8 protein-coding genes are annotated in these 11,856 nt (G+C 60.1%); 6 read left to right on the top strand and 2 right to left on the bottom strand.

All coding sequences use genetic code 11. The features are described from left to right. The first annotated feature begins 10 nt into the window (after positions 1 to 10). Positions 11 to 1,480 carry a sensor histidine kinase gene (locus AC5RT4_RS07995; RefSeq protein WP_494041762.1) on the top strand — a complete coding sequence of 490 codons (1,470 nt, stop codon included), beginning with the start codon at positions 11 to 13 and terminating at the stop codon, positions 1,478 to 1,480. A 90-nt stretch (positions 1,481 to 1,570) separates the two neighbouring features. Here AC5RT4_RS07995 and AC5RT4_RS07990 read toward each other — a convergent pair whose 3' ends face one another. Beyond that, positions 1,571 to 1,819, bottom strand: coding sequence for a WhiB family transcriptional regulator (locus AC5RT4_RS07990; RefSeq protein WP_015937605.1), 249 nt, complete (start codon positions 1,817 to 1,819; stop codon positions 1,571 to 1,573). Between the two features lie 231 nt (positions 1,820 to 2,050). On the opposite strand from AC5RT4_RS07990, the gene AC5RT4_RS07985 reads away from it, so the two are divergent. Next, the gene (locus tag AC5RT4_RS07985; RefSeq protein WP_494041761.1) at positions 2,051 to 2,554 is read left to right on the top strand and encodes a hypothetical protein; all 504 of its coding nucleotides are present in this window, start codon (positions 2,051 to 2,053) and stop codon (positions 2,552 to 2,554) included. Between the two features lie 118 nt (positions 2,555 to 2,672). Here the strand turns inward: AC5RT4_RS07985 and AC5RT4_RS07980 are convergent, their stop codons facing one another. Beyond that, positions 2,673 to 6,815, bottom strand: a complete 4,143-nt coding sequence (locus AC5RT4_RS07980; protein ID WP_494105412.1) for an FtsK/SpoIIIE domain-containing protein — start codon at positions 6,813 to 6,815, stop codon at positions 2,673 to 2,675. A gap of 220 nt (positions 6,816 to 7,035) precedes the next feature. Between AC5RT4_RS07980 and glf the strand changes: the two genes are divergently transcribed. Genes glf through AC5RT4_RS07960 form a run of 4 tightly spaced genes read left to right on the top strand, consistent with a single transcriptional unit; the run spans position 7,036 to position 11,836 of the window. Beyond that, the gene (glf, locus tag AC5RT4_RS07975) at positions 7,036 to 8,223 is read left to right on the top strand and encodes a UDP-galactopyranose mutase (RefSeq protein WP_494041758.1); all 1,188 of its coding nucleotides are present in this window, start codon (positions 7,036 to 7,038) and stop codon (positions 8,221 to 8,223) included. Further along, positions 8,220 to 10,217 carry a glycosyltransferase gene (locus AC5RT4_RS07970; protein WP_494105411.1) on the top strand — a complete coding sequence of 666 codons (1,998 nt, stop codon included), beginning with the start codon at positions 8,220 to 8,222 and terminating at the stop codon, positions 10,215 to 10,217. Before glf ends, AC5RT4_RS07970 begins: the two co-directional genes overlap by 4 nt. Beyond that, positions 10,217 to 11,083: an ABC transporter permease gene (locus AC5RT4_RS07965; RefSeq protein WP_494105547.1), complete on the top strand. Its 867-nt coding sequence runs from the start codon at positions 10,217 to 10,219 to the stop codon at positions 11,081 to 11,083. Before AC5RT4_RS07970 ends, AC5RT4_RS07965 begins: the two co-directional genes overlap by 1 nt. After that, positions 11,084 to 11,836 (top strand): ABC transporter ATP-binding protein, encoded by a 753-nt coding sequence (locus tag AC5RT4_RS07960; RefSeq protein ID WP_494041756.1) that lies wholly within the window; start codon positions 11,084 to 11,086, stop codon positions 11,834 to 11,836. Positions 11,837 to 11,856: the final 20 nt, after the last annotated feature.

Genomic DNA, 11,856 nt, shown 5'->3' with positions numbered 1-11,856 from the left:
TGGAGGTGCAGTGGCAATCTTTACGGACCCCATCAGGGAACATGCTGATTTCGGGCCGGGCGATGCCGAATGGCTGCACCTCCTGGTGGGGGACTGGCAGATGGTTGCGGACCTGGCGTTCGCGGACCTCGCCCTCTGGTTCCCCCACCCTGACCACGGCTATGTGGCACTGGCGCATGTCCGGCCATCCACCACCCATACGGTGTTCCACGGTGACTTCGTGGGGGATCCCATCCGCTCCGATCTCCAACCGCTGGTGGACAAGGCATGGAACAGCCGCTCTATTGAGCGTTCCAGTGAAACCAACTGGAACAGCGACATGGCGCTGCGGGTGGAGGCCGTTCCCATGGTGCGGAACGGCCGCACGCTGGCCGTAGTCACCACGCACATGGATCTCTCGAGCTCGCGTATGCCGTCCCGGCTGGAGCTGACGTACCGGCAATGCGCGTACGACCTTCTCAGGATGGGCACCCTGGGCCTGTGGCCGGACTTCGCGTCTCCCACGGGTTCCCGCCGCGGTGCCCCGCGTGTAGGCGACGGGCTGATCCGGCTCGACGCCGAGGGCATCGTGCAGTACGCCAGCCCCAACGGTGTCTCCGCTTTCCGGCGCCTCGGTGACGGGGAATCGCTGGAGGGGCGGTCGCTGGCGGAGGTCACGGCAAGCCTGCTGAAGGACCGGCGCATGGTTGACGAGACGTTGCCCCTGGTGGTGACCGGCCGGATGCCGTGGCGCAGCGAGATTGAATCGCGCGGGGTGAGCCTGTCCCTGCGCGCGATCCCGCTGCGGGATGAGCAGCAGCGCTTCGGCGCCCTGGTTCTCTGCCGGGATGTTTCCGAACTGCGACGGCGGGAAATGGAGCTGGTGACCAAAGATGCGACCATCCGCGAGATCCACCACCGCGTTAAGAACAACCTGCAGACTGTTGCGGCGCTGCTGCGGATGCAGTCCCGCCGCATGGTGAGCGACGAGGCGAAGCAGGGCCTGGAGCAGGCGATGCGCCGCGTGGCCACCATCGCGCTGGTCCACGAGACGCTGTCCCAAGGTCTGACGCAAAGTGTGGACTTTGACGAGCTGATCGGGCGGCAGTTCCGGCTCTCAGCAGAGGTCGCCTCGCCGTCGCAACAGGTCCGGACCGAGCGCTCCGGCATGTTCGGCGAACTGCCCAGTGACTTCGCCACACCCTTGGCCCTGGTCATCAATGAGCTGGTTACCAATGCCGTGGAGCATGGCCTTGAGGGGCGTACGGGAACAGTCTGGCTGTTGGCCGACCGCTCCGAAGGGGAAGAAGGCGGGGAAGAGCTGACTGTCACTATCGCCGACGACGGCGTGGGGCTTCCCGAGACGCCTCACGTTGAGGGGCTTGGCCTGCAGATCGTTCGTACCCTGGTGACCAGTGAGCTCGGCGGCACCATCCAGTGGCAGCCGCGCGAAGGCGGCGGCACTGCCGTTCAGATCCGTCTAAGCCTCGAAGCCAAATAGTCGGGGGACAGCAAAAGGCCCCGGCGGCAACCTTGCGGTTGCTGCCGGGGCCTTTTCTTGAAATTTTGTTGGCCGGTGTGCCTAATGGAGTCAGGAGGCCCGGCGGGCGCGGGCTGCCCGGCGCTTGAGTGCGCGGCGCTCGTCTTCGCTCATGCCGCCCCAGACACCGGCATCCTGGCCAGACTCGAGGGCCCACTGCAGGCAGGTGTCCACCACCGGGCAGCGGCGGCACACGCTTTTCGCTTCCTCAATCTGCAGGAGCGCCGGGCCTGTGTTTCCAACGGGGAAGAACAGTTCCGGGTCCTTTTCAAGGCACGCTGCGCGGTTACGCCAATCCATGCTGATCAGTTGCTCCAATTCTGGGAAAAGCTCTTTGTGAAATTATTCACTAGTAGCTACAAAGGAAAGGGGCCCGACAGGGCCCCGTTGGTCATCTGCATCAAGCCTGTCATGTTAACGCTGTGTAAACAAGAGGTAATAAGGCTTGAAATCCCGGGAACGCTGAGCGATGCATCACAGTAGCGGCAGCGGCCCTCACCACTGTCCGACTATGTCCGGTAGGGTGCCAATGTGTCAAGACCTCCCGAGTACCCCACCGACCCTCCGAGCGACTCAGGCAGCGCAGGCAAAGGTCCTGAGGAGGCTCCGCCGGGACCGCATACGCGTAGCACCCACGGGGGCCGGCCCCCGGCTGTCCTCGTGGTGGCGCTGGTTGTGGCGGCGGAGGCGACAGCCCTGCTGGCAGCCGCGGCCTGGTACGGCTACCAGTTGGCGGCCGGCAGTCCGGTCCTTTCATTTTGGGGCGCAGTCTTCACCCTTGTGCTGCTGCTGGCCTTCTCTGCTTGGTTGTTCGCGGTAGCTGTGTTCCTTTACCGGGGATGCCGCTGGACCAGGGCGGCCGCGCTGGTGGCGCAATTGTTTGCTTTGACCATCGGTTTTCCCACTCTGACTGGCGGTCTGCCTTTGGCTGGGTTGGCCATCCTGGTCCCGGCCGTTTGCGCCATCGTGCTGTTGTTCCATAACAAGGTCATCAGTTTTGCCTCCCGGACCGGAAGCACAACCCCGGCCCTCTGACCGCTTGTCCGGCAGCACCTGTGTGCGGGCCTGTCTGCATGTCCTGGCCGGCATCCTTCTGTGTCATCCCTTGAGAACTATCTGCCGTAAGTCTGGCTACTGCTTCTGGGGCGGTTTACTAGCGTTCCCGCGGATCATGCTTGGAGATGGGTCCAGCCCAGCCGACTTGGATATTGCGGGCGTGGCCCTGGGCGACGAGAACGCCCCTGCCGGGCGGTGCGCCGGCATCCACGTCGAACCTGATTCCAAAAAGATCACCATCCTGTAGTGAACGTGGTGCTAGCAGGAGTCCCGTCCCGGCCGAGCGGGAGTTTATGACCAGCGGCACACGTTGTATGAGCAAGGAGCTGTAGGACGCGGTGAGGGCCACGGGGTAACCCAAGGCGTGCATTTCCGATAAAACCCGGATGGCCTCGGCGGGGAGAAGATCGGCATCATCGGCCAACGCGACGGTTCCCTTTGGTGTTTCGCCTGCCGCTGCGGCGGCCAGTTCCCGCTGCCAGAAGTCAACCGGGTCCGTCCCGTCTTCCGGGAAGAGCCAAGGGCCGCCGCCGGGGTTCATCAGCGGCAGCGCGCGAAGGACATTGGTTTTTCCCGATCCAGATCCTCCGAGGACGGTGAAGACTCCTGCCACCGGCAGCCTGAAGGACATGGGGACTAGTTCATCACCGCCCACACCCACGAGGACCTCGCGCGGCGTGGTGCTGCCCCGCGCGGGTCTTAATTGGCGCCCACGGGTCAGGGCTTGTTCCATCCCGGGTGGCTCCGTGTTGGGACGTATTTCTGTGGCTTCCACCAAGGACGGCAATTGTTCAACTTTGAATGGGCGCGTACTTGCTGGGCAGCTCGAGTTTCCCGCACTACTCGCGCTTGCATGGCTGTCCTCGTCGTCCGCATTGTCCATGCTGGTTGTGTTGTTATTCATGCTCGCTGCTGGTCCGGACTCCCAGGACTGGTCAGGGGCGGCGCTGTACAGCTGGCAAGTGGCCGGACCGCCACGCGCGACGGGACCAAATGCTACGGCGCGGCCTCTAACCTCGGCCGTAGAGGGCATTCGGGGCCACGCTATCCGGCTGTCCGGATTTGAACCGGTGGGGAAGTAAAGCCGGTTGGGAAGTGCCGGGAATGCCCTTGAGCTGACAAGTTCGCGGTCGCCGGAAACCAGCACAATGATCGCTGCACCTGCGCCGTCACGGGTCAGGTCCTGGACAAGTTCTTCGGCCCAGGACAAAGTCCCGGCACGGAATGCCGAAAGCCACGAACCCCAGCCAGCGATGACGAGGAGCAAAGGCACTTTGTCCTGTTCATGGGATTGGCTTTGCCGGCGTGACAGTTCCTTTTTCAGGCGTTCCAGCACGCGGACGGCCCGCCGCAGGTCGTGCAGCCCCACATACGCCCCGATACGGGGGTGATTCGCCGTGCGGTGAAGGGTACCCCCTGCATCCAGGATGTAGCCGTGCGCTTCAAAGGGGTGCGAAAGCACTTGCATCACTGCCAGTTCCAAGGCATCTGTGCCCCCGGAGGACGGGGCGCCGATGAGGGCCAAGTGACTGTCCTCAGCAGGATTCCACGTAAGTGGCGCCACTCTTTGCTGTTCCGGCAGGTCCAGCAGGCCGAGGATCATCGATCCTGCCACGCTCGTGCGACTGCCTGCCGGAGTTGCTGATATCGCCTCCTGGGGTCCCCCCAGATCCGGTGGGAGGGGACGGGCGACTGGTCGCCTAGGCCTCCGGCCCTTCCGCTCACACCAGAGGTCCTGCATCATAGCCACGAGTGGTGCTGCAGCCTGCGCGGGCGATTCGGCAGTGGCGACACTTTCAGAGCCACCCGTCTTGTCGAAGGCAAGACAATCGATGGCGGGCTGCACGGTGACGGCGGCGCTCGTGCCGAACGCGCACCGGGTTGGTCCCGCGGAAGCGGCCTGAAATTCCTGGGGAGCTTCCGTGCCGCGCGCCAGGAAGGCGCGCCCAGGGGCATCAATGCTGATGGCCGCCGCAACCTTGGAATTGATGATGTCCAACGACTCCATCTCTGACTGGACCCGAAGCGCAATGCTCGAGGTCACATTGGCCCGGATGTCCGCTGTCAGCGCTCCTTGCGGGCGCTGGGTGGCCATGACCAAGTGGATTCCCAGCGAGCGGCCAATGGCCGCTATCCGCATCAGTTCCCGAAGTACTTCTGGGGCATCGTCCACGAGCATGCGGAACTCATCGATGACGATGACCAGATGGGGAAGTGGGAAGTCATGTGCCGCAGGGGTGGACTCGTATGCCGCTAAGTCCGGCACCCGCGCGGTAGCCAACGCTTCCTCGCGCAGGCGGATTTCCGCACGGAGGGAAGTAAGGGTGCGTTCGAGCTCGTAGGCGGACAGGTCCGTCAGGAGCCCGACGCAATGCACCAGTTCCGCTAGGGGCCCGAGCCCGGAGCCGCCCTTGAAGTCGATGAACAGGAAATTAACCCGCTCCGGTGGGTGGCTGAGGGCCAAAGCCAGGGTGAGGCTGCGGAGGAGTTCCGACTTGCCGGAACCGGTGGTACCGGCGACCAGCAGATGGGGGCCGTCTGTCTGAAGGTCCAGAGTGCGTGGTCCGGTGGTACCCAGCCCTAGAGGAAAGTGAAGACGTTGTTCCCGGGCGCTGGCATTCCAGCGGGCGGCAGTTTCATGGGGTGAGAGCGGCAGCACGTCCTGGAGTGAGCACACTTCGGGGACAGCGGACTCCGCGCTTTCCCGTGGTTCCGGATGGGATGCCAGGTGCCGGCAGAAGCTGAGGAAGACACTTTCTGGTGCCAAGTCAGGGACAAAAATTATGTTGCCGGCGGCGAGCCGCAGGAGTGATTTCTGCTCGGATAGCTCCACATCTGCACCCGCACCTTCCCCGGCCGCGAGGAACTCAAGGACCTGCCAACCGAGCGCCGCGGCACTTTCACAGATTGCGCCGTCGTCGCCCGCGGCCGCGGCAGCGGCAGGATCCAGCAGCAGGAGTACGCCGTGCCGGTAGTTCCGCCCGAAGCCCTCATCCAGGATGCGAAGTAAGTCCGGTACAGAAGGGGTGAGAGTGACAGCAGCTAAATACCTGGCGCCCAGAGGAAGTCGGTCTGCTTCCCCAAAGATGATGATTCGTGTGCCCTGGCCCCTGGGATAGCCCGCAAGCTGCATGACGAGCGAACGGACGAGGCCGTCCGTCTCTGCCTGTGGTCCGCGGAACGTGGTTTTGATGGATGCCGGGTCCAGCGATACAGGAACAGCGGCCAGGGTCGGAAGGTGGACGGAGGAGATGGAAGGCTCGACTTTCACGTTGGCGGGTTGCGGAGCCTCCCCAAGCCGCAGCCAGACTCTTTCCTCGGTGGAGCAAATAGGGTTGCGGCCCTGTCTCTGACTGACGACCAGCACGAGAACCGCAAGTGATGGGCCGGCCCGCCGTCGTCGCTTTTGGTCTTCTGCCATAGCGGCCATGACTGCTGTTGTCAGGTCGCGGCGCTGCCTGCGATGTGAGGCGAGGGGCACGAGGACAGACACCGCCGAGGCGGCAGCAAAGGCCAGGAACATCCACATGCCGGTGAGCACGGCAAGTCCTATCCCAACCAGCAGGGGAAGAATAGCGGCCAGTAGGAGGGCCGCCCTGTTGGCTGTATCCATTCGGCCGGGGACGGTGAAGGGCTGACGGGTGGAGGCACCGGCGTCGGCAAGTTCTTTATCCGTTACATCCATGAAGACCAGCGACATGCTTGTGTTGCCGCAGGTGATGATTGAGCCTGTGGAAATGACGGCGACGCGGACCCGTTCGCCGTCGATGCGGATGCCGTTAGCGCTGTCCAGGTCGATAATCATGATGGCTGTGTCTGTAACGTCGAGGCGGGCGTGTTCCCGCGACAGTTCTGGGTCGGGGATCACGATGCGGGTGCCGCTTCGCCCAATTGAGTAGGAACCCCGCCGCAGCGGGACAACGGTGCCCGCTCCCACGCCGGTGTGGACCGCCAGTGCGAGGTGCGCGTCCTCGGCCCTCGCCCGCTGTTGAACTTTGCGGGCATTCCGCTGGGTAGGCCCATCGACAAGGACGGCGCCGTTAACCAAGGGGGCCAAGTTCACGGTCATCAAGCGGATGTCTTCGCCGTTGATAGTGACCGGCCCTGTTCCGAAGTGCTGAATCAGCTGGGCATGTACATGTTCACCGGTGGTCCCCTCAGGTGCATCTATGGTCAGCTCCCGGGGTAGTTCCTGCAGCCCCGCACTTGGGCTGCGGACCAGCGTGCAATGAAATTTCATGGGTACGAATCCTTACGGCCTTTTCGCCCACGCTAGTGAGCGCTGCAACGCGTTGCCTGGATCAGTGTTTGTATGTGGACAAGCACCGACGCCGCTTGATGAGGATCACCACAAACGCCTTGGTCGCGCTTGATTCGACGGGCGCCATAGTGCCTCGGGTAGGCTAGAGCAGCAGACAATGCGCACCATTGCGCTGCCCGCATTCAAACCAGGAGATTTTGTGACCGCTGACCTTGTCATCGTAGGGTCCGGCTTTTTTGGCCTGACAATCGCAGAGCAGGCCGCTACTGAGCTCGGCTTGAAGGTTGTCGTTATCGACCGCCGCCACCACATCGGCGGCAATGCCTACAGCGAAAAAGAAGAGCAAACGGGTATCGAGGTGCACCGCTACGGTGCCCACCTGTTCCACACCTCCAACGAGCGCGTGTGGGAGTACGTCAACCGGTTCACCACCTTCACGAACTACGTTCATAAGGTCTATGGCGTGCACAAGGGCGAGGTTTACTCCCTGCCTATCAACCTGGCCACCATAAACCAGTTCTTCCGTGCCAACTTGACTCCTGGCCAGGCCAGGGACCTCATTCAGGAGCAAGCCGGTGAGCTTGCGGGTACCGATCCGCAGAATCTTAATGACAAGGGCATTCAGCTGATCGGGCGGCCGCTGTATGAGGCATTCATCAAGCACTACACCGGCAAGCAGTGGCAGACGGATCCAAAGGACCTGCCGGCGGGCATCATCTCGCGGTTGCCTGTTCGCTACAACTACGACAACCGGTACTTTAATGACAAGTACGAGGGTCTCCCCACAAACGGTTACACCGCGTGGATCGAAAAGATGGCCGAGCACCCGAACATCGAGGTCCGGCTGAACACCGACTTCTTCGACGAGTCGCACGAGTTCAGCAAGAACAAGGTCGTGGGCAACATCCCGGTAATCTACACGGGCCCGGTTGACCGTTACTTTGACTACGCCGAAGGCGACCTCTCATGGCGCACCATCGACTTCGAGGAGGAGGTTCTCGAAGTGGGGGACTTCCAGGGCACATCAGTAGTGAACTATAACGACGACGACGTGGCGTACACGCGCGTTATCGAACCCCGCCACTTCCACCCGGAGCGGGACTACCAGACGGAAAAGACCGTAATCATGCGCGAATTCTCACGCTTCGCGGAGAAGGGCGACGAGCCCTATTACCCCATCAACACCTCCGCCGACCGGGACCGGTTGCTCAAGTACCGCGACCTGGCGGCAGCAGAGAAGGACGTCCTGTTCGGCGGACGCCTGGGTACCTACAAATACCTGGACATGCACATGGCCATTGGGTCCGCGCTCAGCATGTTCGACAACAAGATCCGGCCGCATTTTGAAAGCGGCGCAAAGCTGGAAAGTGGAGGCGTGGACGCATGAGCGTGTCCATGGACTTCGAGCTCCAGAGGGTCGTTTTTCCTCCCCCTGGCGAGTTCGATGCCATCGAATTATACGTAGACGCGGGAAGCGCGCTGGGACTTCATCTTGTTGAGGACGACAGCCTCTACCGGAACCCCAAACTGCCCGAGAATAAACTTCACGTCGTGGGTTCCAGCCCTGTCGAGGCCCACCATGAAGACTTTCTGTCCCGCACCTCTATGAAGGTAAGGCCCGGACAGCACGTCTCTTTCGCTACGTACTTCAACGCCTTCCCTGCCAGTTACTGGCGTCGGTGGACCACTGTCAGCTCTGTACAGTTGAAGGTTGTAGCAGAAGGCACTGGCAGCGTGATTGTATTCCGCTCGAATGCCCGCGGTGTCCCGCAACGATTGCAATCCATCCGCGTCAACGGCCGTCAGGACATAGAGCTGGATTTGCCGTTGGAGATGTTCGGTGATGGGGGCTGGTACTGGTTCGAAATGGTTGCCGGTGACTCGGAGCTGAGCCTGATAAGTGCATCCTGGTACACAGGGAATGAGCCTGTAATCGCTACTGGCGAGTCGACTACGATTCAGATCACCACAATGAACAAACCCGACTTCTGTATCGCCAACGCCAGAATCCTCGCTGCCAACCCTCATGCTCTCCGAAGCGTGAAGGAAATCCTGGTAGTAGATCAGGGCACTAAAAAGGTCCGGGACGAGCCGGGGTTCGAAGAGGTGCAACAACTCCTTGGGGACAAACTCCGAGTAGTGGAGCAGGACAATTTGGGGGGCTCCGGTGGCTTTTCCCGGGGAATGGCCGAAGCGGTTGATAATGGCAGCGAATTCGTCCTGTTGCTGGACGACGACGTGCTGGTTGAGCCGGACAGTATCGAGCGGATCATTGCTTTTGCCCGGTTCAGTAGGAAACCGACCATAGTCGGAGGCCACATGTTTGACCTCTACAGCCGCACTACTCTTCATACATTTGGTGAAGTCGTGGACCCCTACAGGCTGAGTTGGGTCAGTCCAGACACAGATGTTGAATATCGGCATGATTTCCGGCAACGGAATCTTCGCCAAACGCCCTGGATGCATAGGCGTGTTGATGTGGACTTCAACGGCTGGTGGATGTGCCTTATCCCTACGGCCGTCATTCGCGGGATTGGCCTTTCTCTTCCACTGTTCATCAAGTGGGATGACGCCGAGTATTCCTTGCGGGCCAAGGAAGCCGGGTTCCCCACTGTCTCGCTCCCGGGAGCTGCTCTCTGGCACGTTTCCTGGATAGACAAGGATGATTCCTTGGGCTGGCAGGCATACTTTCACGAGCGCAACCGCCTTATTGCTGCTTTGATCCACAGCCCGTTCCCCAAGGGGGGACGCGTGCTCCGTGAATCCTTCCAGAACAACGTCAAGCACCTGATTTCCATGCAGTACTTCGCACAGGAAGCCCGCATCATGGCGCTCCGTGATGTGTTGCGAGGTCCTGGACAGCTACACGCTGAGTTGCGATCGAAGTTGGCGGAGGTCAACAAGCTACGTTCCCAGCACCCGGAAGCTCAGATCCGCACGGATGTTGATGACTTCCCTGCTGTCGGTCTGGCCCGGGGTGGCCGGGGCGGCGCTGCCCCCGTAATGCCAGCCAAGAAGGACCTGCCGAAGTGGGCAGCAAAGACTGTGCTTCGCCAAGTATTCAGAAGGCCGGAACCCCAGAGTTTGGAGCGTCCTCAGGCTCACCTTGCGCACCGGGAGAATAAGTGGTGGACCCTTTCCTCATACGACAGCGTCCTCGTTTCAAATGCCGAAGGCACTGGAATATCCTGGTACCGACGAAATCCCCAACTCTTGAAAAAGAAAATGTTGGAGGCCTCGCAATTGCAGGCCCAGTTGTTCCGACAGTGGGAAACCTTGGCGGCGGAGTACCGTAAGGCAGTACCCGACATAACCTCCCTTGAGTCATGGCAGGCGACATTCAAGTCCTCTGTGCGCGCTTCTTCAAAGGACCGCGGTTGATGGCTCAGAGTGAGGAGCTGATCAAACCAGGCAGTGGGCGGGGCCTGCTGGATGTGTATGCCAATCGCTTTTTGCTAAAGCTTCTTGTGCGCAAGGAAATCAAGATCCGCTATCGAGGATCAGCACTGGGTCTGTTGTGGTCCTATATGAAGCCCCTTATGCAGTTCCTTGTCTACTTTGTTGCTCTGGGCATATTCCTGAACCTGCAACATGGCACCCCGAATTACGCGATTTATCTTTTCTCTGGAATTGTTTTCATTAACTTCTTCACAGAGGCTCTTGGCAATTCCACCCGATCTATAGTGGACAACAGGGACCTTATTCGAAAGATTTACCTTCCCCGCGAACTCTTCCCTGTCGCAACAGTCTGGGTATCTGCTGCGCACTTTCTTCCCCAAGCTGCAGTACTTGTCGGGGCGTGCCTGATTGCAGGATGGACGCCCTCGGTCCTGCAATTGGTGGCTGTTCTGGCGGCCTTTGTCATGGTGTCGGTCCTGGCCACCGGCCTCGGGCTTTTGTTCGGTGCCGCTAACGTCTACTTCCGGGATTCCGAGAACCTCGTCGACATGATGCTCATGATCGTTACCTGGGCGTCGCCGGTGCTTTATGTCTGGACAATGGTGGAGCGGGTGATGGGCCCCTGGTTTTGGGTTTATCAGCTGAACCCTCTCACGGTTGGGGTTGAGATATTTCACTGGGCCTTCTGGTATCCAACTCTTGACCCTGATCAGGTGCCGCTGGTTACACTGCCGCCCGACCTTGTAACGCATTGGTTGCCTGTTGCATTCTGCATCTCTCTTGTCATTCTCTTTGCAGGCCAAGTTGTGTTTCGTAAGCTGGCCATCCACTTCGCTCAGGAGCTCTAGTTGGTCGACATTGATAACAGGGCAATTAGCTGCGTTGGAGTTCGTAAACAGTTTGTCCTTCGACATACCCGCTCGATGAAGGAAGCGCTTGTTTGGTTGATGCGCGGCCGAAAAGGTGACCTGTCCAAGAAGTTTGACGCCCTGAAGGATGTTTCCCTCGATGTCCAGCACGGTGAAACGGTAGCCCTGCTTGGACTGAATGGTTCGGGCAAATCAACGCTTTTGAAGCTTATCTCCGGAGTGCTGCAACCCGACAGTGGGACAGTCCTGACACGGGGGCGCGTGGCGGGCCTTATTGAAGTTGGTGCTGGCTTTCATCATGATCTCAGCGGCCGCGATAATGTCTATCTCAATGGCGCCATCTTGGGAATGACAGAAGCCGAAATAGATGAAAAGTTTGAATCAATTGTCAGCTTTTCTGAAATCGGTGAGTTCATAGATACCGAAGTAAAGTTCTACTCTTCGGGAATGTATCTGCGCCTGGCTTTTTCCATTGCCGTACACACCGATCCTGAGGTTTTCCTCATAGATGAGATCCTAGCGGTAGGAGACGAGCCGTTTCAGCGCAAGTGCATAGCGAAGATCAAAGAACTGGCCGCGAGGGGTAAAACCCTTTTTGTTGTTAGCCACGATCTTGACCTCGTATCCACCATTTGTGAGCGCGGCGTGCTGCTGCAGCACGGTCACGTCGTTATGGACGGTGAAGTTCACGATGTTGTAGCCGAACTGCGAAACCGTTCCAGAGCTCAGTAGCCACAAGCTCCAACACTGAA

It is taken from the genome of Arthrobacter sp. sptzw42, from assembly GCF_059089685.1.
Note: the sequence above shows the minus strand (reverse complement) of the source record. Positions and strands in the feature narration are given on the sequence as shown.

What these genes read in the sequence shown, in the direction of transcription:
- AC5RT4_RS07990 (WP_015937605.1), bottom strand. Translation starts at nt 1,819, where the DNA reads ATGGATTGGCGTAACCGCGCAGCGTGCCTTGAAAAGGACCCGGAACTG.
- AC5RT4_RS07980 (WP_494105412.1), bottom strand. Translation starts at nt 6,815, where the DNA reads ATGAAATTTCATTGCACGCTGGTCCGCAGCCCAAGTGCGGGGCTGCAG.
- AC5RT4_RS07970 (WP_494105411.1), top strand. Translation starts at nt 8,220, where the DNA reads ATGAGCGTGTCCATGGACTTCGAGCTCCAGAGGGTCGTTTTTCCTCCC.
- AC5RT4_RS07965 (WP_494105547.1), top strand. Translation starts at nt 10,217, where the DNA reads ATGGCTCAGAGTGAGGAGCTGATCAAACCAGGCAGTGGGCGGGGCCTG.